Source organism: Mycobacterium sp. SMC-4 (genome assembly GCF_050205565.1).
Lineage (GTDB): Bacteria > Actinomycetota > Actinomycetes > Mycobacteriales > Mycobacteriaceae > Mycobacterium.
Genome location: NZ_JBNMQU010000002.1, coordinates 314918 through 339017 on the forward strand (window position 1 = coordinate 314918; position 24100 = coordinate 339017).

Sequence of the window (24100 nt, forward strand, 5' to 3'; positions counted from 1 at the left end):
TCCCAGCCGACGACGGCCGAACGTGGCAGACGACTTTGCCGACACGGTCCGTCTTTTCTGTTGAACCGCCCTCTGAATAGTTGCTGCCCTGCTTAAATCAGCCTCGTATTGACGGCATGGCAATTATGGGGGGACCGTGGCCTACACCAAACACATCGGACGAGTCGGCGCCTTGGCTTTCGCACTCGGAGTCGGCTTCGGCCTGGGCGCCGCGCCGGGCGTCGCCGTCGCCGACGACAGTGCCTCCACGGGGGCTACCTCGGCGCGGGCCGACGACACCACACCGACTCGGGACCGCGATCGCAGGCCCAGTCGCGCCGGCAGCGCCTCCGAACGCACCCAGCGCACCGCGGACGTCTCCGACGAACCCGTCGACGAGCCCGCGGGGTCGAACAACCGCCACCGCACACTCCTCGACGAAGACTCGAACGACACCGCACCGGCCGACGCCACCGAAGCCGAACCCGATGACATCGACCCCCCGGTGGAACCGGTGGACGCCTCAACCGATACCGATCCGACCGAGATCAGCGCCCCCGAGCCCGTGACCGCTCCCGCCGTCGAGGTCGTCATCGACACGGCCGCCACCTCGGAACCGGCTGCGACGGAACCGGTGGACGACGCCGCCGAGTCGGTTGCCGTGACGGTGTCCCCGACAATCTCGACGCTGCTGTCGCCCACGGGTCCCGACGCCCCGATGGACTCGCCGGCCCTGTGGGTGCTGATGGCGGCCGCTCGTCGACAGGTCGGCCGTCTCGACGATGCCCGGCTGTCCGATTCCGGTGCTCAGGTACAGCGCACCAGCCTGCTCACCGCGCAGCAGGCGCTCGACATCCGTCGCATCGGCGATGTGGCTGTGGGTCTGGCCCCCACCGATGTGGTGGCGACCAACACCCGCGCTTATGTCGCCAACAGCGGCAGCAACTCCATCACGGTCATCGACACCGTCGGCGGCAGTGTGCTGCAGACGATTTCGTTGTCCTCAGCACCGACCCGACTGGCTGTCAACGAGGCCGGAACGCGGCTGTACGTGAGCAGCGCGCAGGCCGGCACGGTGTCGGTCGTCGACACCACCACCTCCGAGGTGATCAGAACCGTCCCGGTCGGCGACGTCCCCACCGGCATCGTGGTCAGTGGCAACCGGGTGTACGTGGTCAACAGTGCTGACGGCACCGTCTCGAAGATCAGCACCCTGACCAATCGGCTCGTCGGCACGGTTCGCGGTGTCGCCGAGGGTGTTTCGTCGATCGTGGTGAGCGCGAACGGCAGCCGGATCTTCACCACCAGCCACCAGTCGGGTGACTTGTCGTACTTCTCGCCGCTGTCGCTTTCAGCGACGACGATCACCGGCGTGACGACCGGGTCGGTGGGACTGACGCTCAACGCCGACGGTTCACGGTTGTATGTCGCCGACCCCAGCGGCAGCGTGCAGGTGATCGACACCGCAGCACGCGAGGTGGTCGACACCATCGCCGTGACGTCCGGTAGGCCGTTCTCGGTGGCGCTCAGCGCGGACGGCGCCCAGCTGTATGTCGCCCACAGCGACGGCGGCACGCTGTCGGTGTACGACCTGGAGACCAAAGCCGAACTCGGCACCATCGTCGCCAATCCCCATGCCGTCACGGCCGCGCCCGCGCTGGCGAGAACTCCGGACGGTCTGCAGCTCTACCTGGCCGACCCGACGAGCAATCGCGTGCAGATCCTTTCGCTCGTGGGCCCGAATGCCGATCCGGTGGCGCAGACGCCCGTGATCGACGAGCCCACAGCGACCGGCGTGGTCAACGGTTCGGTGGTCGTCACCGACGCCGACGGAAACCCGTTGTCCTACACGGTGAGCAGGCCGGGTAAGGGCAACGTGAAGGTGACCCAGTCCGGGGGTACCTTCACGTTCGTCTACACCCCCACCGCGACTGCGCGACATGCCGCGGCCGCCGTCGGGGCAGCTGCCGAAGCCAAGCAGGACACCTTCACCCTGACGGTGAGCGACGGGCAGCGCGGCGTGGTGACCATCCCGATCAACGTGACCATCAAGCCTGCCAACGCAATTCCCTCGGCCACGTTCCGGGCCCGCTCGTCGCTGTTCAGCGCCAACGTCACCGGCACCATCACTGTGCGGGACGCCGACCGCGACGCGATCACGTTCACCGCGTCCGAAACCGCCAAGGGCGGCACGGTCGAACTCGACGCCGACGGCACGTTCACCTACACCCCGTCCGCGGCCGCCCGTCACGCCGCCGCCGCAGCCGACGCCACCGCAGCCGACAAGCAGGACACGTTCACGGTCACGGTCGACGACGGTCACGGCGGCGTCACCGCCCTCACTGTGACGGTGAAGGTCAAGCCCGGCAACACCAAACCGCGCGCCAGCGTCCGCGTCGCCCCATCGCTGTTCAGCGCTGCGGTGTACGGCAGAGTCACCGCCCGGGATTCCGACGGGGATCCCGTGACCTACGCCGTGACGACCCCGCCCGAGGGCGGGGAGGTGACGCTCGGTGCGCGCGGCACGTTCACCTACACACCGACCGCGGCTGCGCGACATGCCGCGGCCGCCACCGATGCGACCGACGCCGACACGCAGGACACCTTCGACATCACCGTCGACGACGGCCATGGTGGCCGCACCACGGTGACGGTGACGGTGCGGATCAAGCCGCTCAACGTCGCTCCGTCGCGGCCGACGGTCGGCGACGTGACGACGGGAATCAACAGCGGTGTCGTCATCGGGAAGATCTCCGCCGGGGACACCGACGGGGACACGCTGACCTTCACGGCACGGCCCACCACCCGCAAGGGCACGGTCGCCATCGCCGCGGACGGCACCTTCACGTACACACCCACCGAAGCCGCGCGTGAAGCGGCCAGCGGGCGTTTCGCACCGTCGTGGGTCAAACGGGACAGCTTCATCGTGCGTGTCGACGACGGGCACGGCGGCGTGCGCCTGGTGACCGTGCGGGTTCCCATCGCGCCCGTGCACGTCAACCAGTCGCCGACGGACGGGGCATTCACGGCCGGCGAGCCAGATCCGGTGAGCGGCAGGGTGATCGGCACAGTGACCGCCACCGACGCCGAGAACGACGCGCTGACCTTCTCAGCTCCGATCGTGACCGCCAAAGGCGCCGCGCTGGTGGCGTCCAACGGCTCGTTCGTCTACACGCCCAACGACATCGCGCGACATCGCGTGACCGCCGACGACGCCACCGACGCCGACAAGATCGACACCTTCACGGTGACCGTCAACGACGGCTACGGCGGGACCCTCACCGTGCCGGTCACGGTGAAGATCGCGCCGTCGCTGAACCAACCGCCGACCGACGGCAGCTTCAGCTTCCTGGCCGATCCGGTCTCCGGTGTGGTCACGGGTATCGCCGTCGCGACCGACGCCGACGGCGACGCACTGCGCTATTCCGGCACCACGGCGACCGCCAAGGGTTATGTGATCGTGCAGTCGGGCGGCAGCTACACCTACACGCCGTCTGATGCGGCACGACTGGCCGCCGGTGCGCCGGATGCCAGGCGCAGCGACAAGGAGGACATGTTCACGATCACCGCGAACGACGGTCACGGCGGCGTGCTCGGCATCCCGATCCGGGTGCCGGTGGTCGGACTGCCCAGCGCACTGTGAGGATCCCGGCTGGGCGCGTGCGGGGGCTCAGCCCGCGTCGCGCGCCCAGGCCGGTTTGATGAAGACGCCTTCGGCCTCCACCGTGGGGCCCTCGGCGTCGAGCAGATAGCCGCGCGCGAACGTCTTCACGCCCTCGGAGCGTTCGATGAACGCCTCGGCCCGCAGCGGACCGAGTGGCGTGCCCCGCAGATACCGCAGACTGATCGTGCCGGTGAACTTCGGCTGCAACAGGCCTTCACTGGCCACCTCGCCCAGAATGTGGTCGAGCAGCAGTGCGCAGATTCCGCCGTGCACCCATCCCGGCGGCCCCTCATAGGCCGGACCCAGCGTGAACTCGCTCCAGCAGGCGCCGTCGGGCTCGTATTCGATGATCATCGGCGGGGCGATCGCATTGCGAAGGCCCACAGCAGGATTCGCCCACGCCACCGGCCGCCCGGTGTCGGCATGCCGCAGTGTCGAGCCGCCGTCGCGCCGGCGCGCCTCCAGCAGCGCGGTGGCGGACTGCAGATGCGCCAGCGCCTGCTGGACGGTGTCGTCGTCGACGTCGGTGTGGATGCCCACGTCGATCAGCTTGCGCAGCGCATCGGTCAGCGGTTCATACGATGTGCGTTGGCGCGAGTATTCCTCGTCGCTGATCGCCTCGAACGCGAAATTCACCTATCCTCCGTGCCTCATGGTCGGCTCAGCCTCCGTGTCCCATGGTCGGCTCAGCCTCCGAAAACCTTGCGGACCACGGCCTTCGCCCGACGTGTCACCCGTAGATAGTTGTCCAGGAACTCTCCGCCGTCGCCGTCGCGCCAGCCCGCCGCCACGGCGACCGCGTTGAGCAACCGTCCCGGCCCGGGCAATTGGTCGGTCGGCTTGCCGCGCACCAACACCAGCGCGTTGCGCGCCTTCGTGGCGGTCAGCCACGCGTCGCGCAGAAGCTCGACGTCACCTTCGGCGATCAACTCCGCAGCGCCGATCGCGTTGAGCGATTCCAACGTCGACGTGTTGTGCAGCGCCGGGATGCGGTGCGCGAAACGCAGCTGCAGCAGCTGCACGGTCCATTCGATGTCGGCCAGCCCGCCGCGGCCCAGCTTGGTGTGGGTGTTGGGATCGGCACCGCGCGGCAGGCGCTCGGCGTCGACGCGGGCCTTGATCCGGCGGATCTCGCGCACCGCTTCGGCGGACACCCCGCCGGCCGGGTACCGCGTCTTGTCCACCATGAGCAGGAAGCGCTCCCCCAGCGCGAGATCGCCGGCCACCCGGTGCGCCCGCAGCAGCGCTTGGATCTCCCAGGGTTGCGCCCACTGCGAGTAGTACGCCTGATACGACGCCAGAGTTCTCACCAGCGGGCCGTTTCGGCCCTCGGGACGAAGGTCGGCGTCGACCTCCAGGGGCGGGTCCGCGCTGGGAGTGCCCAGCCGGGCGCGGACCTGTTCGGCCACGGTGGTGGCCCACTTGACGGCCACCGACTCCTCGACACCCTCGGCCGGATCACACACGAACAGCACATCGGCGTCCGATCCGTAGCCGAGTTCGCCGCCACCCAGACGTCCCATCCCGATCACCGCCAGCCGTGCCGGGGCGCCCTGGTCGGGGGTGTTGGCCCGCGTCACGGCGTCCAGGGCGGCTTGCAGCACCGCGACCCACACGGACGTGAGTTGCCGGCACACGTCGGTGACCTCGAGCATGCCCAGCAGGTCGGCCGAGGCGATGCGCGCCAGTTCGCGCCGGCGCAGCGAGCGCGCCGCGGCGATCGCGCGCAGCGGATCCGAATGGCGCGCGGCCGAGGCCACCAGCGAACGGGCCGCCGCCTCGCTGTCGACGTCGCAGAGCTTTGGCCCGTTGGGGCCGTCGGCGTAGAGCTGGATCACCTCGGGTGCCCGCATCAGCAGATCCGGGATGTAGGCCGAGGTGCCCAGCACGTGCATCAGCCGTTTGGCGACGGCGCCTTCATCTCTCAATGTGCCGAGAAACCAACGCTGCTCGGACATCTCGTCGCTGAGTCGCCGGTAGTTCAGCAGGCCGGCGTCCGGGTCGGGTGTGTCCGAGAGCCAGTCCAGCAGCGTCGGGAGCAGGACCTGCTGTACGCGGCCGCGACGGCTGCTGCCACCGGTCAGTGCACGCAGATGGGTCAGCGCGCTCTGCGGGCCTTCGTAACCCAGTGCGGCCAGCTGACGTTCGGCGGCCTGCGCGTTCATCCCGCCGGCGAGGCCCAGCTGGGCGGGCCCGACGGACTCCAGCAGCGGTTGGTAGAACAGCTTGGCGTGCAGGCGCGACACGCGGTGGCTCTGCCGTTTGAGCTCTTCGCGGAGCACCCCCAGCGCATCGTGGCGGCCGTCAGGCCGCATGTGTGCCGCACGGGCCAGCCAACGCATGGCCTCCACGTCGTCGGCTTCGGGCAGCAGGTGGGTGCGCTTGAGACGCTGCAGCTGCAGTCGATGTTCGAGCAGCCGCAGGAACTCATACGACGCGGTCATGTTCGCCGCGTCGTCGCGGCCGATGTAGCCGCCTTCTCCGAGCGCAGCCAGGGCATCGACCGTCGAGGCCACATGGAGGGACTCGTCGTTTCGGCCGTGCACCAATTGCAGCAGCTGCACGGCGAATTCGACGTCGCGCAGTCCACCCGTACCGAGTTTGAGTTCCCGGGAACGTTTCTCGGCGGGCAGCAACTCCTCGACCCGGCGCCGCATGGCCTGCACTTCGGGTACGAAATCCTCACGCTCGCAAGCGGTCCAGACCATCGGCCGAAGGGCCTCGATGTACCGGTCGCCGAGTTCGGCGTCGCCGGCCGCGGGCCGTGCCTTCATCAACGCCTGGAACTCCCACGTTTTGGCCCACCGCTCGTAGTACGCCACGTGGGAGTCGAGGGTGCGGACCAGTTGGCCTTGCTTGCCTTCGGGCCGCAGCGCCGCGTCGACTTCGAAGAACGCATCAGCGGACAACCGCATCATCTCGCCGGCGATGCGGGTGGCGGTGGCCAGGCTGCTGTGCGCGTCGTCGTCGGCGACGAAGATGACGTCGACGTCGCTGACGTAGTTCAGTTCCCGCGCACCGCATTTGCCCATCGCGATGACGGCCAGGGCCGGCGGCTGCTTGTCGCCGCACACCGACTTCGTCGCCACTTCCAGCGCGACGGTCAGCGCCGCGTCGGCCAGATCGGACAGGTGCGCACCGACGACGGTGAACGGGAGCACAGGCTCGTTCTCGACCGTGGAGGCCACGTCCAGCGCGGCCAGCACCAGCATCCGGTCGCGGTACAGCGTCCGCAGCACCGGCACGACCGACGGTCCGGTACCCGCGCCGTCGACCGCCTGGCGGAACATCGCGATCAGTTCGTCGCGGTCGGGCAGATCGACGTCGCCGGCCAACAGGTGCCAGGAGTCCGGATGCGCGACCAGGTGGTCGCCGAGTGCGAGGGACGAGCCCAGCACCGCGAACAGGCGACCGCGCAGGCTGCGGTCCCGCAGCAGCTCGGTGTCGAGTTCGGCCCAGTCCCCCTCCAGCGCTTCGCGCAGGCGCAGAATCGCCAGCAGCGCCGAATCAGCGTCCGGCGCGCGCGACAACGACCACAGCAATTCGACGTGGGCGTCGGTGTTCCATCCCAGCTCGTCGAGGTTGGTCTGGGCGTTGGGCTGGACCAACCCCAACCGACCGACGCCGGGGAGCTTCGGGCGTTGCGTCGCGGGTTTGGCCATCTTTTCGAATCTACGGCAGCAGCAACACGGCCTAGAGCGACAGGTAGTTCTTCAGCTCGAACGGCGTGACGTGGCTGCGGTAGTTCTCCCACTCGGCCCGCTTGTTGCGCAGGAAGAAGTCGAACACGTGCTCGCCGAGCGCCTCGGCCACCAGCTCCGAGTTCTCCATCTCGGCCAGCGCGACGCCGAGGCTGCCGGGAAGTTCCTTGTAGCCCATGGCGCGGCGTTCCTCGGGCGTCAACGTCCACACGTTGTCCTCGGCCTCCGGGGCCAGGACGTAGTTCTTCTCGATGCCGCGCAGGCCGGCCGCCAGCAGCACCGCGAACGTCAGGTAGGGGTTGCATGCCGAATCGGGGCTGCGCACCTCGACGCGTCGCGAGGACACCTTGTGCGGCGTGTACATGGGCACCCGCACCAGGGCGGAGCGATTGGCCGCACCCCAGGACGCCGCCGTCGGCGCTTCGCCGCCGTGCACCAGGCGCTTGTAGGAGTTCACCCACTGGTTGGTGACGGCGCTGATCTCGTTGGCGTGTTCGAGAATGCCTGCGATGAAAGACTTTCCGATCGCCGACAGCTGCAGCGGGTCGTCCGGGCTGTGGAACGCGTTGTTCTCGCCCTCGAACAGGCTCATGTGGGTGTGCATGGCCGAGCCGGGATGTTCGGCGAACGGTTTGGGCATGAACGAGGCGCGCACCCCGTCGCCGAGCGCGACTTCCTTGACCACGTAGCGGAAGGTCATGACGTTGTCGGCCATCGACAGCGCGTCGGCGTACCGCAGGTCGATCTCCTGCTGACCGGGCGCGCCCTCGTGGTGGCTGAACTCGACGGAGATGCCCATCTGTTCGAGCGCGTCGATGGCGTGGCGGCGGAAGTTCGGTGCGGCGTCGTGCACCGCCTGGTCGAAATAACCCCCGTTGTCGGCCGGCTCGGGCGGTGTGCCGTCGTTGGGGCCGGGCTTGAGAAGGAAGAACTCGATCTCCGGGTGGACGTAGCAGGAGAAGCCCAGATCGCTGGCCTTGGCCAGTTGGCGACGCAACACGTGCCGGGAGTCGGCCCAGGAGGGCGATCCGTCGGGCATCGTGATGTCGCAGAACATGCGCGCCGAGTGGTGTTTACCGGACCCGTCGGCCCACGGCAGCACCTGGAAGGTGGACGGATCGGGTCGGGCGACCATGTCGGCTTCGGACACGCGGGCGAAGCCCTCGATGGCCGAGCCGTCGAAGCCGATGCCTTCCTCGAAGGCACCTTCGAGCTCCGCCGGCGCGATCGCCACGGACTTGAGGTAGCCCAGCACGTCGGTGAACCACAACCGGACGAAGCGAATATCGCGCTCCTCCAGTGTGCGCAGCACGAATTCCTTCTGCCGATCCATGCACCGAAGCGTAGGTTCCGGGTGTTAATTCTGTGTTAAGCCGCTGCTAGCAGCGCAATCCGGCCGGCGGGCGCACCGAGTCGATCAGGAACTCCACCACCGCGGTGTCGACGCAGGCGTCGCCGTTGAAGACGACCGTGTGCTGCACACCGTCGAAGCTGATCAGGTTCGCACCCATCTGCCGGGCCAGATCGACCCCGGATTCGTACGGCGTGGCGGGGTCGCCGGTGGTCGAGACCACCACGACCTTGCCGGGGCCGGGCGACGTCGCCGCACCCACGATGGGTGTGGGCGGCACCGGCCAGAGTGCGCACACGTCGCGCGGCGCCTGGCCGGTGAACTCGCCGTAGGACAGGAACGGTGCCGCGGCCCGGTTGCGGCGGTCGAAGTCGGCCCACACCGCAGGGTCTTTCGGGAACTCCGCGTCCACACAGCGGATCGCGGTGAACGCGTCCTGCCGGTTCTTGTAATGCCCGGTACGGTCGCGCTGCTGGTAATCATCGGCCAACAACAACAGGTCGATCGGGTCGGTGCCCCGCTGCAGTCCGAGCAGGCCGCTGGTCAGGTAGGTCCAGTACCGCGGTGAGTACAGCGCGCTGGCCGTGCCGGTGAGCGCGTCCTGGTAGCTCAGGCCGCGGGGGTCGGCCGTGGTGGCGGGCTGCTCGACCAGCGGGTCGACCAGGGCGTGGTAACGCTCGACGAACCGGGCGGGGTCGGTACCGAGCGGACAACCCGGCGATTCCGCGCAGTCGGCGGCATAGCGCTCGAACGCCCGCTGAAAGCCTGCCTGCTGCCGCAGGCTCTTGGCCAGCGGATCCATGGCCGGGTCCACGGCACCGTCGAGCACCATGGCCCGGATACGATCCGGGAAACGCGCGGCGTAGGCGGCTCCCAGTTGTGTGCCGTAGGAGAACCCGAGGTAGTTGATCTGCTGGTCCCCGAGCGCTTCGCGCACCACGTCCATATCCCGTGCGGCAGCGGCGGTTCCGACGTTGGCCAGGAACTCCGGGCCCATCCGGTTCAGGCAGGACGCCGCGAAGTCTTCGAGGATGCCCTCGATGTGCGCCACCCCGGCCGGGCTGTAGTCGGCCATCGGCTGGGCGCGGTACGCGTCGAACTCGGCGTCGGTGCGGCAGCGGAGTTGCGGCGTCGAATGACCGACACCGCGCGGGTCGATGCCCACCAGGTCGAAGCGGTCCAGCAGCTCGGCGCCGGCCAGCGCGGCCCCCATGCTTGCCACGGTGTCGACGCCCGACGCGCCGGGTCCGCCGGGGTTCACGATCAGGGCGCCGATCCGATCGCCGCGGGCGGGCACCTTGATGACCGCCAATTGAGCTTGTGCGCCTTCGGGTTTGGCGTAGTCGACGGGAACGTCGACGGTCCCGCACTGCGCGGTCGGAATGCGGGAGGGGTCTTTGACGACGCCGACGCACGATCCCCATTCCACCGTCTGGGGCGCCGCTGAAGCTGTCGGGGAGAACATCGCCGCGAACACGGCAACCGCCGCCAAGATCCGTCCCGCCCGAAGCATGGCTGTCATCGTTGCATGCCGCGACGGTGTGGGTCTTGCTCAGGATGCAACGGTGACCCGGCCGTTACCGAGGTCTCAGGTGCCGCTCAGCATCGAGTGCCCGGTGGCGGCAGAGTCAGGTCGACGAGGTAGCGCGTGGCGATGTCGTCGACGCACTTGTCGCCCTGCAGCGACACCGTGTGCTGGGTGCCTTCGTAGGTCAGCATGGTGCCGCCGAGCTGACGGCTCAGGTCCACGCCGGCCTCGTACGGTGTGGCGGGATCGTTGGTCGTGGAGATCACCAGAACCGGTGGCAGCCCGTTGACTTTGATCTCGCGTTGTTCGGTGGTCCGCGGAACCGGCCACATCGCACACGTGCCCATCGGGGCGTAGCCGGTGAACTCGCCGTAGGCCATGAACGGTGCGGCTTCGCGGGTGCGCCGGTCCAACTCGACGAGCTTCTCACGGTCGGTGATCGCGGGCTTGTCCACGCAGTTGATCGCGACCCGGGCGTCGGTCTTGTTGGCGTAGCGGCCTTCCCGGTCACGACCCATGTACAGGTCCGACAGCGCGAGCATGGTGTCGCCGCGGCCGTTCTTGATCTCGGTCAGCGCCCCGGTCAGGTGCCGCCACAGCGTCGGTGAGTACAGCGGCAGGATGGTCCCGACGACCGCGTCGTTGTAGCTCAGACCCCGCGGGTCGGCGGTCTCGGCCGGCTCGTCGACCAACGGCCATACCAGGGAGTGGTATTCGTCGACCGCCTTGGCCGGGTCCGTGCCCAGCGGGCAGTCGGCGTCTTTGGCGCAGTCGGCGGCGTAGTCGTCGAAGGCCTGCTGGAACGCGGCCGCCTGACGGACATCGGCTTCCATCGGGTCCGCGTTCGGGTCGATGGCGCCGTCGAGGATCATCGCCCGCACGTTCTGGGGGTAGGCCTCGGCGTAGCCGGCACCGATGCGGGTGCCGTAGGAGTAGCCGACGTAGGTGAGCTTCTCGTCACCCAGGGCGACGCGCATCGCGTCGAGATCTTTGACCACGCTGGCGGTTCCGACGTTGGCCAGGAACTCCTTGCCCATCTTGTCGACACAGCGGTCGACGAACTCGCGGGTCTGCTCCTCCATGTGCGCGACGCCCTCGGGGGTGTATTCGACGACGTTGTCGGCGCGCAGCCGGTCGTTGTCCTCGTCACTGTTGCACCACACCGCGGGGGTGGATCTCGCTACGCCGCGCGGGTCGAACCCGACGAGGTCGAAGCGCTCGCGAAGTTCCCGGGGCAGCGTCGCGATCATGCCGACCGCGGCGTCGACGCCGGATTCGCCGGGCCCGCCCGGGTTGATGAGCATCGATCCGATCTTGTCTCCGGTGGCTTTGAACCGGATCATCGCGAGTTGGGCGACGTCACCTGTCGGCGAATCAGGGTTGTCCCAGTTGACGGGCACCGAGAGCATGCCGCATTCGGCTCCCGGCGGGATGGTGCCCTGATCGGAGGGTCCAGCGGCATCCTCACAGGACTCCCACTGGATGGGCGACCCGGGCGGCGGCACCGAGATGACTGCCGTGCCCTCCACCATGTTGCTGCAGCCGGCGACGAGGGTCGCCGCGGCGGCGAGGGCCAGGCCGCTGCGGGCGGCCCCGGTCTTGAAGCTCATGGCACCACATGCTGCCATGGCGCGGCATCGATGCTGGCGAGGCGTGTATGGGCCGCGGCGGGCCTAGCGTGTCGCGGCGACCAGTTCGGCCATCGCCGGGGCGAAGTTGTCGGCCAGGTTCCACAGGTCGGGCAGCAGTTCCGGGCAGGAGACGATGCCGACGTCGAGGTTGCCGTTCAGGGACATCACCGTCATGTTCAGGCCGCTGCCGTGGAAGATCGGGCCCAACGGGTACATCGCTTTCACTTCACAGCCCAGCATGTACAGCGGCATCTGGGGGCCGGGGACGTTGGACACGACGAGGTTGTGCACCGGGCGGGCACCGCCGAGCCTGCTGCTGGCGTACACCCGCATCGCCGCGCCGAACACGGCTGGGGCGGCGAATTGCGTCCAGTCCTGCAGCAGGGTAGCCTCGATGGCCGAACTATGTTGTTTGGCAACCGAATTGGCTTCAGCGATGGCGCACAGGCGTTCGGCCGGGTCTTCGATACCGGTCTCGAGGCGGGCGAACATCCCCGAGACCTGGTTGCGGCCGGGGCGGTCGGAGCGGTCGTGCACGGACACCGGCACCATGGCGACCAGAGAGTTGTCGGGCAGTTCACCGCGCTCGAGCAGGTACCTGCGCAGCACCCCGGACACCAGCGCCATCACGACGTCGTTGACTTTGACCCCGAAGTGGTTCTTGACGGTCTTGACATCGTCGAGGTCCAGTTGGGCGAACGCGACGTTGCGGTGCCCGGTCACGTTGGCGTTGAAGGCCGTCTTGGGGGCGCTGAACGGCGGTGCCATGGTCAACCCGTTTCGGGCACGTTTGACCGTGTCGACGACGGTGGACACGGTGGCGGGCACCACGTTGGCCAGCCGCAGCGGTCGGGTGGCGAACCGCACCGCACCGCTGAGCGCGATCTCCAGACCGCTCGCATCCCCCGGGCCATCGACCGGATCGGGTGGTGGCGCGTCGGCCTCGGTCGCGCACAGCTGGGAAAGCAGGTTGGCTCCGGTGACTCCGTCGACGCTGGCGTGGTGGACCTTCGTCATCACCGCGATCCGCTGACCCTGCCCGCCCTCCCGGTCGGCGAGGTTCTCGATGACCCACATGTCCCACAGCGGACGCGTGCGGTCCAGCGGCAGCGACGCGAGGTGGCCGCAGATGTCGGCGAGCTCGACGCGTCCGCCGGGCGACGGTAGCCCGATGCGGTGCAGGTGCCGGTCGACGTCGAAGTCCTTGTCCTCCACCCACACCGGGTGGTCGAGATTGAAGCGGTTGTCCACCAGCTTCTCCCGGAACTCCGGCATCGCCTTGACGCGCTGGACCAGGTTGTCGCGCAGCCGGTCGAACGTGTAGCCGCCCGGCATCGTGGTGGTGTCCAGTTCCAGAACCGAGCACACGTGCAGCGGCTGGGCCGCGGTTTCCAGATAGAGGAAACTGGCGTCGAGCCCGCTGAGCCGTTGCATGTCGCGATCGTAGGCGCGGGCGCCGCGGGTGTGAGCAAATCCACTCAACACGCCTTTTACCTGCTCGCAACACGGTGGCAGACTAGGGACCTGTCAGCGAACCCGGGGACCCGCAGTGGCCTCGAGGATTTCGAACGACCGACCCGATGAGGGGACAACGATGTCTGAGCACACCGTCTACGGAGCCGCTTCGACGCCTAAGCCGCGTGTCAAAGTGCGCACCCACCACCTGCACAAATGGAAGTCAGAAGGCCACAAGTGGGCCATGCTGACCGCCTACGACTACTCCTCGGCCGCGATCTTCGACGACGCACAGATTCCCGTGTTGTTGGTCGGTGACTCCGCGGCAAACGTGGTCTACGGGTACGACACCACCGTTCCGGTCACCGTCGACGAGCTGATCCCGTTGGTGCGCGGCGTGGTCCGCGGTGCCCCGCACGCCCTGGTCGTGGCCGATCTGCCCTTCGGCTCCTACGAGAGCGGCGCGGCGCAGGCTCTGGCCACGGCGACGCGGTTCCTCAAGGAGACCGGTGCGCATGCGGTCAAGCTCGAGGGCGGCGAGCGGGTCGCCGAGCAGATCGCCGCGGTCAGCGCCGCGGGCATCCCGGTCATGGCGCACATCGGGTTCACCCCGCAGAGCGTCAACGGTCTGGGCGGCTTCCGCGTCCAGGGCCGTGGCGACGCGGCCGAGCAGACGATTCACGACGCCATCGCCGTGCAGGAAGCCGGTGCGTTCGCGGTGGTGATGGAGATGGTGCCCGCCGAGTTGGCCACCCAGATCACCGGCAAGCTGACCATCCCCACCGTCGGAATCGGCGCCGGCCCCAACTGCGACGCGCAGGTGCTGGTGTGGCAGGACATGGCCGGGATGACCAACGGCAAGACCGCGAAGTTCGTCAAGCGGTTCGGTGCGGTCGGCGACGAGCTGCGCCGCGCCGCAGTCCAGTACGCCGAGGAGGTCGCCAACGGCACCTTCCCCGCCGAGGAGCACTCCTTCTAGGCGAACTCGGCTTTACGTTTGGCCAGGAACGCGTCCACGCCTTCCCGGCCGTCTTTCGAGTCGGCGCGTCGGGCGATCAGTCGGGACTCCAGTTCCATCTGCTGTTCGAGCCCGTTGCCGAAGGTGTCCAGCAGCAGCGCCTTCACTCCACCATTGGAGCCCGCGGACGTCGCGGCCATCTGCTGGGCCAGTTCGTCGGCGCGGGCGGCCAATGCGTCGGGGGCGACGACCTCGGTGACCAGACCCCACTCGGCCGCCTCCGGCGCCGACAGGGTGCGGTTGGTCAGCATCAGCTGTTTGGTCTTGGCGATGCCGATCAGGCGCGGCAGGTAGTACGACGCGCTGCCGTCCGGGCTGAGTCCGACGCGGGTGTAGGCCATCGTGAACGACGCCGACTCCGCGGCCAGCACCAGGTCACCGGTGACCGCCAGCGAGAAGCCGGCACCGGCTGCGGTGCCGTTGACCGCGGTGATGACGACCGCGTCCATCCGGGCGAAGCTCGAGATCGCCCGGTGCAGGTCGTCGGCCACGCCCTTGACGTGGCCGCCGCGGCTCTCCGCCGTCGAGAAGTCCTTGAGATCCCCTCCGGCGCAGAAGAACCGCCCCGCCCCGGTGATCACCACGACCTTGGTCTCGGCGTTGTCGCACCGGGCAGCGGCGTCGGCCAGCTCCCGAGTCATGGTGCCGTTCATGCCGTTCGCGGCATCCGGGCGGTTCAGCGTGATCCGCGCGATCGCGCCGGTCTTCTCGAAACTCAGGGTCTGGTATTCGGTCACACCGGGACTGTATTACAGCGTGCCGTCCAGATACTTGGCCCGGCACGCACGACGCGCCAGCTTGCCGCTGGTGGTACGCGGAATCGACCCGGCCGCAACGAGTTTCACGTCAGCGATCGGCAGGGCGTGGGTGCGTGACACCGCAGCGCGGATGGTCTCGGCGACCGGCGCCGCGTCGACTCGGCCCGCCCCGGCGGCCCGTTCGGCGACGATGACCAGCACCTCACCGGTGGCGCCCGGCACCGAGAACGCCGCGACGAAGCCCGACCGCACCGCCGGGGAGGCCTTCGCCACCGTTGCCTCGATGTCCTGCGGGTAGTGGTTGCGCCCGTCGACGATCACCATGTCCTTGATGCGGCCGGTGATGTGCAGCTCGCCGTCGATGTACACACCGAGGTCGCCGGTACGCAGCCAGTGGGCGCCTTCGGCGCAGCCCTCGGCGTGGCTACCGGCCTGCAGGCGGGTCTGCAGCTTGTTGACGAACGTGAGCTCGGTTTCTTCGGTGCGACCCCAGTAGCCGCGACCGATGTTGTCGCCGTGCAGCCAGATCTCACCGACACGCCCGTCGGGCAGCTCGGAGTCGGTGTCGGGTTCGACGATGACGGCCCACTGGCTGCGTGCGACGTGGCCGCACGACACCTGGGGCACCGCGTCCGGATGGTCGGCCGGGACCACCACCGCGCGTCCGGCGTTGAGTTCGTGACGGTCCAGGTAGGCCGCCTTCGGCGCCGATCCCGATGCGGTGGTGGAGACGAACAGCGTGGCCTCGGCCATGCCGTAGGACGGCTTGACGGCCGACGGTCGCAGACCGTACGGCGCGAACGCCTCGGTGAACTTCTGGACCGAGGCCATGCTCACCGGCTCGGATCCGTTGATCAGGCCGGCCACGTTGCTCAGGTCGAGTTCCTCCCCCGCCGGCGGCAGGCCGCGCGTGGCGGCCAGCTCGAAGGCGAAGTTCGGCGCCGCGGCGAACATCGGCTTGTCCGTGGCGCCCAGCTCCTTGATCCAGCGGTACGGGCGGCGCACAAAGGACACCGGTGACATCAGCGTGATGTGGCCGCCGGCGAGAGCCGGGAACATGATCATGAGCAGGCCCATGTCGTGGAAGAGCGGCAGCCAGCTCACGCTGCGGATGTCCTGCTCCAACCCGACCGACATGATCATCTGCACGACGTTGGTGCAGGCCGAGCGGTGCGTGATCTCCACGCCCGCCGGCGTGCGGGTCGAGCCCGAGGTGTACTGCAGGTATGCGATCTCGTCGGTGTCGAGCGGCACCGGCATGAACCCGGCGCCCACTGTGTCGGGCACCGCGTCCACGGCGATCATGCGGGGACGGCGGTCCCGCGGCAGGGAGCGCAGGAAATCGCCGACGGCCTTGGCCGCCGAGGTGGTGGTCAGGACCACTGTGGGTTCGGCGTCGTCGAGCACCGCCTCGAGCCGCTCGGTGTGCCCGGGCAGCTCGGGCGCGAACAGCGGCACCGCGATCGTTCCGGCGTGGATGGCGGCGAAGAAGGCGACGACGTAGTCGACGCCCTGAGGGGCGAGAATCGCCACGCGGTCACCGGGCCGGGTGAGGTGCTGCAACCTTCCGCCGATGGCACGCAGTCGCGCACCCATTGCCTTCCAGGTCAGCTCGACGGTGGTGTCGTGGTCGAAATCGAGGTATCGGTAGGCCGGCTCGTCAGCGAACATCTCGACGTTGCGGTCCAGGAAGGAAGTCAACGTGACACCTGCCGGAATCGCGATATTGCCTTCGGCGTCGAGGTATTCCTCAAGCCTCGTTTCTGGACTCATAAGAACAGTCTAAGAGCTTGCTTTAGGAAATGTCGGGAGGGCCCGCGAACTTCGTCGGCGAGTCCCTGGGCGTAAGTGGATAATTCATCGTTCTGTGGCAAGCTTGTGATCTTTGACCCGCGTGAAATGAAGGTGACCGATGGCCGCTGACCCGACCAAAACCGCCAGGTACACCGAGATGGAGCGCAAATTCGAAGTCGTCGAAGGCACCGTGGCGCCGTCGTTCGACGGGCTGTCGGCCGTGGCGCGCGTAGAGCGAGGCCCGTCACAGTCCCTCGATGCTGTCTACTTCGACACAGCACACCGCGATCTCGCTCGCCACCGAATCACGATGCGCCGCCGTACCGGCGGCACCGACGAAGGTTGGCACGTCAAGCTGCCCGCGGGAACCGACACCCGCACCGAGGTGCGCGCTCCGCTGACCGGCGGCGACAGCAGCGAGATCCCCGCCGGCATCCGCGACGTGGTGCTCGCGATCGTGCGCGATTCACCGCTTTCACCGGTGGCGCGCATCAGCACCCGGCGCACGGTCGAGGTGCTCTACGACGCCGACGGCGAACAGATCGCCGAGTTCTGCGACGACGAGGTCACCGCCGCCCCCGAAGGCGGTGACGAGCAGCGGTGGCGCGAATGGGAACTGGAGCTGGTGCCCGGCGCCGATGTCGAGATGTTCGACCGACTGACCAACCGCCTGCTCGACGCCGGTGCGCAGCCGGCCGGCCACGGGTCCAAGCTCGGCCGGGTGATGGGTCCGGTGGCGACCCCCGAAAAGTCCTCGGCTGCAACCGATCCCCTGCACCAAGCCGTGGCCGACCTGGTCGCCGAGCTGCTGGAGTGGGACCGTGCGGTACGCGCCGACGCGCATGACGCGGTGCACCAGATGCGCGTCACCGTGCGCAAGATCCGCAGTCTCCTGCAGTCGGCGGAAGGCGCGTTCGCGGGTGCTGACGACTGGGTCCTCGACGAACTCCGCGAGCTCGGCGCAGTGCTGGGTGTTGCCCGCGACGCCGAAGTCTTGGCGGAGCGTTACGAGGATGCGCTGGATGCGCTTCCGGCCGATCAGGTGCGCGGGCCCGTGCACCAGCGTCTGGTCGAGGGTGCGCAGAAGCGGTATCAGACCGGCTGGAAGCGCTCTCTGGCAGCCATGCGCTCGCCGCGCTACTTCCGGCTGCTCGACGCGCTGGAGTCCCTGACAAGTGGCGATCAGAGCGAGTCGGCTCCCGAAAGCTCCACCGGGGAACGGATCGACGTGGCCTACACGCGGGTCCGCAAGGCCGCCAAGAAGGCGCGCAAGGCAGCGAAGGACCCGGAATCCGACGCCGACGAGGCCCTGCACCGAATTCGCAAGCGCGCCAAACGACTGCGCTACACGGCCGCAGCCACCGGCAAGGACAAGGTGGCCGAGCGCGCGAAAGCCGTGCAGTCGTTGCTCGGCGATCATCAGGACAGCGTGGTCAGCCGCGCGCACCTGTTGCGGGTGGCTGAGCTCGCCCACGCCGCCGGCGAGGACACGTTCACCTACGGGGTGCTCTATCAGCGGGAGATCGAGACGGCTCAGCGCTGCGAAGAGCAGCTGGACGATGCTCTGAAGGCGCTGGACAAGGCCGCGGCCAAGGCGATCGCCAAAGCCAAGAAGGGCGGATGAGCTGGCCTGTAAGCCGGATTCTGTTCCCTGCCGCCATCGCTGGCGGTAGGGCGGCGACCATCCATCTGGGCACACCGTTGCCGGGTACCTCGAGCGGCCTACCCGCAGGCATCGGGCGAGCAGCCCTCGAGCGCCTGCGCTGCCGCGCCCTCCACGCGGCATTCTTGGCCTTGCTTCGGGTGGGGTTTACCTAGCCGTCCCGGTCACCCGGAACGCTGGTGCGCTCTTACCGCACCGTTTCACCCTTACCTCCGCGCGAACGCGGCGGCGGTCTGTTTTCTGTGGCACTTTCCCGCGAGTCACCTCGGATTGCGGTTAGCAATCACCCTGCTCTGTGAAGTCCGGACTTTCCTCGAACCGTCGATCGACCTTCATCCCCCATCCGGCCAGTCAACGGTCCGCGGCCGCCCAGCCAGCTCATCCGCGATACACAAGGTAGTCGTTCTGCGCCGTCAGCGGTAATGAACTGATCAGCGACGCCGCAGCACGACCAAGTTGTCCAGCAGCACGGCCGGCTCGCCGTCGTGCCCGACGCCGTCGCGTTCGACGGTGGCGGCGTGCACCTGTTCCCAGTGCGCGTCGATGTCGAGAGCGCCCAGCACGTCGTCGACGGTGGGGAACACGAAGTCGTGCAGGTGGTCGGCCGACGGCGGCGCGGCGGCGTGGTCGACGATCAGCAGCGTTCCGCCCGCCGCGACGGCCGCGGCGGCGGACCGGAAGATCCTCGGCCGGTCCAGGTGCACGAACGACTGCAGGAAGTGCGCCGACACCAGGTCGAACTCACCGTCGGGGAAATCGGCGGACAGATCGCACTGCACAAACCGCGCCCGGCCGCCGACGCCGCGCTGCTCGGCTGCCGCGGCCGCACGTTCGAGTGCGGTTTCGGAGATGTCGACTCCCACCACCTGCCAACCTTTCTCGGCCAGCCACACCGAGTCCGCGCCTTCGCCACACCCGAGGTCGAGGGCCCGGCCCGGAGTCAGCGGTCCCGCCACCTTCTCGAGCCAGTGGTTGGCGCGCCCGCTCCATATCTGGGTCCGCTCCGAATAGCGATTCTCCCAATGCTCTTTGACGTCCTCGGGTCCGTTCATCGGGTCTCCTCCATCAGGCTGCGGACCACGGATGCCGCAGCACCCGATCCCGCTGCGATTGCCGCCGCGACCTGCGGCAGTTGGGCACAGACATCGCCGGCGGCGAACACACCGGGAACCGATGTCTGATACATCGGATCGATCTCGATGGCCTCGGCTGAGATCGGGTTCGCCGCAGCGAATCTGACGCCGAGTTTCGCCGCCAGCGCGCTGCGTTGGTACAGCGCGCTGGACACCAGAAGCCCGCGACGCGCCAGCCGATCGCCGTCGGCGAACTCCACCGATGCCAGCTGGGAGTCTTCGGCCACCACGCGCGCCACCGGGCGGTCGTCGATCCTGATTCCCGCTGCGCTCAGGCGGGCGAGGTCATCCTCCGGGATGGCCGGCGGACCGTCGGTGAGCAGGATGATGTCGGAGCTCCAGCCGCGCAACAGCAGCGCTTTGTGGACCGCCTGCGCACCGGCGGCCAGCACCGCGAGCGGCTGGTCACGGACTTCCCAGCCGTGACAGAAGGGACAGTGGAACACTGTGGAACCCCACAGTTGCGACAGCCCCGGCACGTCCGGGTATTCGTAGCGCATACCGGTGGCCAACAGCAGTCGTCGCGTCCGCGCGTTGCTGCCGTCGGCCAGATCGACGGTGAAGCCGCCCTCGTTCGGTGTTGCGGTGAGCACTTCTCCGTCGCGCACCGTCACCGACGGGTACCGGTCCAGTTCCCGACGCCCACGGGCGTAGAGCTGGGCCGGAGGTTCGCCGTCGTAGCCAAGCAGTCCCCCGATGCCCGGCGCTGAAAGGTTGCTCTGCGCACCGGAATCCACGACGAGGGTGTCTTTCCTCGCCCGCCCCAGAACGAGCGCCGCACTCAGTCCGGCCGCCCCGCCTCCGACGATCACGCAATCCCAGATCTTGTCCATGACCCGACCTTGCCCCACGCGCGTCGTCCTGCCAAGATTTCTTGCCATGGAGGCAAACGACGATTTCGATGCCCGGGTGCGCAGCCGGCTCCGGCAGCTGCGCCAACAGCGGGCCATGACGCTGGAAGACGTCGCGCAGCGCGCCAACATCGACGTGTCGACGCTGAGCCGCCTGGAGTCGGGCAAGCGCCGGTTGGCACTCGACCACCTGCCCCGACTGGCCGCGGCGCTGTCGGTCAGTACCGACGAACTGCTCACCCCGCCGACCGTCGAGGACCCCCGGGTGCGCGGGACCGCACATACGCGTGACCAGATCACGTTCTGGCCGCTGACGGCCGGTGGGCCGGCCGGCGGTCTGCACGCCTACAAGATCCGCATCAGCGCGCGCCGGCGTAAGCCGCCGACCGAGCTTCCGGTCCATGAGGGACACGACTGGATGTATGTGCTGTCGGGGCGTCTGCGCCTACTGCTCGGCGACCGCGACTTCACCATCGATCCCGGTGAGGCGGTGGAGTTCTCGACGTGGACACCGCACTGGTTCGGCGCGGTCGACGGGCCGGTGGAGGCGGTCGCGCTGTTCGGGCTGCACGGGCAACGGGTGCACGTGCACACTGATCACAAGTAGGAGGTCTGGTTGACCAGACGCACCGACGCCACCCCGTCGGGATAGAACTCCGCGACCGACAGCGATGCCAGATCCAGATGTAGCCGGTACAGGATGTTCGGTCCGGCGTCGAGCGCCAGCCGCAGCAACGTCTTGATCGGGGTCACGTGGGAAACGACGAGCACCGTCTGCCCCGCGCGGTCGGTGGTGAGCCGCTGCTGAACACGACGCACCCGCGTAGCGACGGCATCGAAACTCTCACCGCCGGGCGGTGATACGGCGGTGTCGCGCAGCCACTGACCGTGCAGCGCGGGGTCGCGCTGCGCGGCCTCACCGAACGTCAGCCCTTCCCACGCACCGAAATCCGTCTCGATCAGATCGTCGTCGACCTCGACGTCGAGGTCGAGTGCCTTGGCCGCGGCGGCCGCGGTGTCGTAGGCGCGCTGCAACGGCGACGCCACGACGGCATCGATACCGCCCATGCCCGCCAGATAGCGGGCCGCCGCGTCGGCCTGCCGGACGCCCAGCTCGGTCAACGGGGGGTTGCCGCGCCCGGAATACCGGCGGTGCACCGACAGTTCGGTCTGCCCATGCCGCAGCAACATCAGCCTCGTCGGCGCCCCCTGGGCGCCCGTCCATCCGGCCGGGTTGGTGACCACATGGGTTTTCGGTTCCGCTGTGGTGTCCGCGGCCGGCAGTTCGGCATCCATGGCGGCGTTGGCCAGGGCATCGGCATGGCTGTTCTGCGCGCGCGGGATCCACGTGTAGGTGATGCGGTCGAAATCGCGGGCGACCTGCCCGGCCTGCTGGTGCAGCGCCGCGAGGTCGGGGTGCTTGACGCGCCAGCGGCCGGCCATCTGCTCGACCACCAGCTTGGAGTCCATCCGTACGTCGACCTCGGTGGCGCCGGCGTCCCGCGCGGACTCCAGGCCGGCGATCAGGCCCCGGTACTCGGCGACGTTGTTGGTGGCCCGTCCGATGGCCTGCTGTGTCTCGGCGAGCACGTGCGCGCGGTCGGCGGACCAGACCACGGCGCCGTATCCGGCCGGACCCGGATTGCCGCGAGAGCCGCCGTCGGCCTCGACGATCACCTTCACGCTTGATATCCCTTGACCCGCAACAGGATCACCGAGCATTCGGGGCAGCGCAGCACGTCGTCATCGTCGGCTGCGGCGATGCGCGCCAGTTCCCCCTGGTCGATCTCCAACCGGCACGCCCCGCACCGCCTGCCCTGCAGCGCGCCGGCGCCCACGCCGTTGCGGGAGCGCTGGCGTTCGTAGAGCGTCAGCAGCGCTTCGTCGATCTGCGCGGCCAGTCGGTCGCGGCGCCCGGTGGTCTCCTCGCGGGTCCGCTCCAGTTCGGCGCGGGCGTCGTCGCAGGTGCGTTGGGCGTCGTCGTGGGCCGTCTGCAGGTCGTCGACGGTCTGCCGCTGCCGCGCGATCTCGGCTTCGAGTTCTTCGCGCCGTTCCATCACCTCCAGCAGCGAATCCTCCAGGCTGGCCTGGCGCCGTTCGAGGGTCCCGAGCTCGTGCTGCAGTTCGGTCAGTTGCTTGGCGTCGACGGTGCCGCCGGCCATCAGGGAGCGGTCGCGGTCCTCGCGTTGACGCACGCCGTCGATCTCGTGCTCGAACTTGGCGACCTGCGCGTCGATGTCCTCGAGCGCGATCTGCACGACCGCGAGCTTGTCGCCGGCTTGGCGCAGCGCGGTCTGCGCCTCGGTCAGCTGAGCCTGCTCGGGCAGGTTCTTCAACCGGTGCGCGACGCGGCTGAGCTGCGCGTCGAGTTCGGACAGTTCCAGCAGCGACCGCTGCTGGTTGACGTCGGCTTTCACGAGCAGTCTCCCTCGATGTTCCACGGGTCGGTGCGCACCTCGGACACGGTGACGGGCAGCGCCGCGCCGAACCGCGCCCGCAACAGTTCGGCCGCCTGGCCGCACCATGGTTGTTCACTGGCCCAGTGCGCCACGTCGACGAGTGCGACGTCGCTGACCCGGCGGTGCTCGTCGGCCGGGTGGTGACGCAGGTCGGCGGTCACGTAGGCCTGCACCCCGGCCGCCGCGACCTCGCTCAGCAGGGAATCCCCGGCGCCACCGCACACCGCTACGCGATGCACCGTCGTGGCGGGGTCCCCGCCGGCACGGACTCCCCACGACGTCGCGGGCAGGCCTGCCCGGACCCGGGATACGAACGCCGCCAACGGTTCCGGAGACGGCAGGGTCGCAATGCGCCCCAGGCCGACGTCACCGGGCGGGGTCTGCAGCGTGATCACGTCGAAGGCGGGCTCCTCGTACGGGTGGTGGGCGCGCAGGGCGGCGTACACAGCGCCGCGACGGCTCACCGGGGCCACCATCTCGACCCGGTCCTCGGCCACCTGCTCGACGGTGCCGACGGTTCCGATGGCCGGGGAGGCGCCGTCGTGGGGAAGGAACTGGCCCGTGCCCGGCACGCTCCAGCTGCAGTGCGAGTAGTCACCGATCTCGCCGGCACCGGCGGCGAACATGCCCGCACGTACCGCCTCGGCGTTCTCGGCGGGCACGAACACCACCCATTTGTCGAGTGTGGGTCCGGCGGGAACCGGGGACAGCACGTCGGTCACCTGCAGTCCGAGCGCGTCGGCCAGCGCGTCGGACACCCCGGGTGAGGCGCTGTCGGCGTTGGTGTGCGCGGTGAACAGAGCGCGTCCGGTGCGGATCAGCGAGTGGATGAGCGCGCCTTTGGCGGTGTCGGCCGACACCGTGTCGACGCCGCGCAGCAGCAGTGGGTGGTGCGCGAGCAGCAGGCCGCGCTCGGGCACCGTCGCCACCACCTCGGCGGTCGCGTCGACCGCCACGGTGACGGAGTCCACGGGCTCGGACGGGTCGCCGCACACGAGCCCGACCGAGTCCCAGCTCTGCGCGAGGGCGGGCGGGTAGGCCTCGTCGAGGACATCGATGATGTCGCCGAGCCGCACCGTCATCGCCTCACCTCGTCGTCGTCGCTGGACTGCCGC

General features: G+C 68.7%; 17 protein-coding genes and 1 other RNA gene. 4 read left to right on the forward strand and 14 right to left on the reverse strand.

The features are described 5' to 3' along the window. Positions 1-136 precede the first annotated feature (136 nt). Positions 137-3622: an Ig-like domain-containing protein gene (locus tag ACQI46_RS06255; RefSeq protein WP_427093100.1), complete on the forward strand. Its 3486-nt coding sequence runs from the start codon at positions 137-139 to the stop codon at positions 3620-3622. 27 nt (positions 3623-3649) lie between these two features. Here ACQI46_RS06255 and ACQI46_RS06260 read toward each other — a convergent pair whose 3' ends face one another. The 6 genes from ACQI46_RS06260 to ACQI46_RS06285 form a co-directional block, all read right to left on the reverse strand. Then, on the reverse strand, positions 3650-4279 hold the full coding sequence (locus ACQI46_RS06260) for a PaaI family thioesterase (RefSeq protein WP_427093101.1): 630 nt from the start codon (positions 4277-4279) through the stop codon (positions 3650-3652). A 50-nt stretch (positions 4280-4329) separates the two neighbouring features. Beyond that, the gene (locus ACQI46_RS06265; RefSeq protein ID WP_427093102.1) at positions 4330-7305 is read right to left on the reverse strand and encodes a bifunctional [glutamine synthetase] adenylyltransferase/[glutamine synthetase]-adenylyl-L-tyrosine phosphorylase; all 2976 of its coding nucleotides are present in this window, start codon (positions 7303-7305) and stop codon (positions 4330-4332) included. Between the two features lie 31 nt (positions 7306-7336). After that, positions 7337-8677 carry a type I glutamate--ammonia ligase gene (gene glnA / locus ACQI46_RS06270; RefSeq protein WP_427093103.1) on the reverse strand — a complete coding sequence of 447 codons (1341 nt, stop codon included), beginning with the start codon at positions 8675-8677 and terminating at the stop codon, positions 7337-7339. Positions 8678-8723: 46 nt separating this feature from the next. Further along, positions 8724-10217 (reverse strand): alpha/beta hydrolase, encoded by a 1494-nt coding sequence (locus ACQI46_RS06275; RefSeq protein WP_427093104.1) that lies wholly within the window; start codon positions 10215-10217, stop codon positions 8724-8726. A 77-nt stretch (positions 10218-10294) separates the two neighbouring features. After that, positions 10295-11833: an alpha/beta hydrolase gene (locus ACQI46_RS06280; RefSeq protein ID WP_427093105.1), complete on the reverse strand. Its 1539-nt coding sequence runs from the start codon at positions 11831-11833 to the stop codon at positions 10295-10297. 63 nt (positions 11834-11896) lie between these two features. Next, positions 11897-13288, reverse strand: a complete 1392-nt coding sequence (locus tag ACQI46_RS06285) for a WS/DGAT/MGAT family O-acyltransferase (RefSeq protein WP_427093106.1) — start codon at positions 13286-13288, stop codon at positions 11897-11899. A 160-nt stretch (positions 13289-13448) separates the two neighbouring features. Between ACQI46_RS06285 and panB the strand changes: the two genes are divergently transcribed. After that, complete coding sequence (gene panB / locus ACQI46_RS06290) at positions 13449-14288, forward strand: 3-methyl-2-oxobutanoate hydroxymethyltransferase (RefSeq protein ID WP_427093107.1); 840 nt, start codon at positions 13449-13451, stop codon at positions 14286-14288. On the opposite strand, the gene ACQI46_RS06295 is transcribed toward panB, so the two are convergent. After that, positions 14285-15064: an enoyl-CoA hydratase/isomerase family protein gene (locus ACQI46_RS06295; RefSeq protein WP_427093108.1), complete on the reverse strand. Its 780-nt coding sequence runs from the start codon at positions 15062-15064 to the stop codon at positions 14285-14287. The two genes, panB and ACQI46_RS06295, sit on opposite strands and share 4 nt — an antisense overlap. A gap of 12 nt (positions 15065-15076) precedes the next feature. Then, the gene (locus ACQI46_RS06300; RefSeq protein WP_427093109.1) at positions 15077-16858 is read right to left on the reverse strand and encodes a fatty acyl-AMP ligase; all 1782 of its coding nucleotides are present in this window, start codon (positions 16856-16858) and stop codon (positions 15077-15079) included. 139 nt (positions 16859-16997) lie between these two features. On the opposite strand from ACQI46_RS06300, the gene ACQI46_RS06305 reads away from it, so the two are divergent. Further along, positions 16998-18503: a CYTH and CHAD domain-containing protein gene (locus tag ACQI46_RS06305; RefSeq protein ID WP_427093110.1), complete on the forward strand. Its 1506-nt coding sequence runs from the start codon at positions 16998-17000 to the stop codon at positions 18501-18503. On the opposite strand, the gene rnpB is transcribed toward ACQI46_RS06305, so the two are convergent. From rnpB to ACQI46_RS06320, 3 genes are all read right to left on the reverse strand, one after another. Beyond that, an RNA gene (rnpB, locus tag ACQI46_RS06310) (RNase P RNA component class A) lies at positions 18497-18923 on the reverse strand. The two genes, ACQI46_RS06305 and rnpB, sit on opposite strands and share 7 nt — an antisense overlap. A 50-nt stretch (positions 18924-18973) precedes the next feature. Next, the gene (locus tag ACQI46_RS06315; protein WP_427093111.1) at positions 18974-19594 is read right to left on the reverse strand and encodes a class I SAM-dependent methyltransferase; all 621 of its coding nucleotides are present in this window, start codon (positions 19592-19594) and stop codon (positions 18974-18976) included. Continuing rightward, positions 19591-20508, reverse strand: coding sequence for an NAD(P)/FAD-dependent oxidoreductase (locus tag ACQI46_RS06320; protein ID WP_427093112.1), 918 nt, complete (start codon positions 20506-20508; stop codon positions 19591-19593). Before ACQI46_RS06320 ends, ACQI46_RS06315 begins: the two co-directional genes overlap by 4 nt. 46 nt (positions 20509-20554) lie before the next feature. On the opposite strand from ACQI46_RS06320, the gene ACQI46_RS06325 reads away from it, so the two are divergent. Further along, positions 20555-21133 (forward strand): helix-turn-helix domain-containing protein, encoded by a 579-nt coding sequence (locus ACQI46_RS06325; RefSeq protein WP_427093113.1) that lies wholly within the window; start codon positions 20555-20557, stop codon positions 21131-21133. Here ACQI46_RS06325 and ACQI46_RS06330 read toward each other — a convergent pair. From ACQI46_RS06330 to ACQI46_RS06340, 3 genes are read right to left on the reverse strand one after another with little or no spacing between them, the layout of a single operon-like run. After that, a complete protein-coding gene (locus ACQI46_RS06330) occupies positions 21124-22209 on the reverse strand; it encodes a bifunctional RNase H/acid phosphatase (RefSeq protein ID WP_427093114.1) in 1086 nt (361 codons plus the stop codon). The genes ACQI46_RS06325 and ACQI46_RS06330 overlap by 10 nt on opposite strands. Then, positions 22206-22943 carry a zinc ribbon domain-containing protein gene (locus tag ACQI46_RS06335; protein WP_427093115.1) on the reverse strand — a complete coding sequence of 246 codons (738 nt, stop codon included), beginning with the start codon at positions 22941-22943 and terminating at the stop codon, positions 22206-22208. Before ACQI46_RS06335 ends, ACQI46_RS06330 begins: the two co-directional genes overlap by 4 nt. Next, positions 22940-24067: a Nif3-like dinuclear metal center hexameric protein gene (locus ACQI46_RS06340; protein ID WP_427093116.1), complete on the reverse strand. Its 1128-nt coding sequence runs from the start codon at positions 24065-24067 to the stop codon at positions 22940-22942. Before ACQI46_RS06340 ends, ACQI46_RS06335 begins: the two co-directional genes overlap by 4 nt. Positions 24068-24100 lie beyond the last annotated feature (33 nt).

Excerpts from the sequence above, each read along its gene's own strand:
- ACQI46_RS06265 (WP_427093102.1), bottom strand. The coding sequence starts at position 7,305 with ATGGCCAAACCCGCGACGCAACGCCCGAAGCTCCCCGGCGTCGGTCGG.
- glnA (WP_427093103.1), bottom strand. The coding sequence starts at position 8,677 with ATGGATCGGCAGAAGGAATTCGTGCTGCGCACACTGGAGGAGCGCGAT.
- ACQI46_RS06275 (WP_427093104.1), bottom strand. The coding sequence starts at position 10,217 with ATGACAGCCATGCTTCGGGCGGGACGGATCTTGGCGGCGGTTGCCGTG.
- ACQI46_RS06280 (WP_427093105.1), bottom strand. The coding sequence starts at position 11,833 with ATGAGCTTCAAGACCGGGGCCGCCCGCAGCGGCCTGGCCCTCGCCGCC.
- ACQI46_RS06285 (WP_427093106.1), bottom strand. The coding sequence starts at position 13,288 with ATGCAACGGCTCAGCGGGCTCGACGCCAGTTTCCTCTATCTGGAAACC.
- panB (WP_427093107.1), top strand. The coding sequence starts at position 13,449 with ATGTCTGAGCACACCGTCTACGGAGCCGCTTCGACGCCTAAGCCGCGT.
- ACQI46_RS06300 (WP_427093109.1), bottom strand. The coding sequence starts at position 16,858 with ATGAGTCCAGAAACGAGGCTTGAGGAATACCTCGACGCCGAAGGCAAT.
- ACQI46_RS06305 (WP_427093110.1), top strand. The coding sequence starts at position 16,998 with ATGGCCGCTGACCCGACCAAAACCGCCAGGTACACCGAGATGGAGCGC.
- ACQI46_RS06315 (WP_427093111.1), bottom strand. The coding sequence starts at position 19,594 with ATGAACGGACCCGAGGACGTCAAAGAGCATTGGGAGAATCGCTATTCG.
- ACQI46_RS06320 (WP_427093112.1), bottom strand. The coding sequence starts at position 20,508 with ATGGACAAGATCTGGGATTGCGTGATCGTCGGAGGCGGGGCGGCCGGA.
- ACQI46_RS06325 (WP_427093113.1), top strand. The coding sequence starts at position 20,555 with ATGGAGGCAAACGACGATTTCGATGCCCGGGTGCGCAGCCGGCTCCGG.
- ACQI46_RS06340 (WP_427093116.1), bottom strand. The coding sequence starts at position 24,067 with ATGACGGTGCGGCTCGGCGACATCATCGATGTCCTCGACGAGGCCTAC.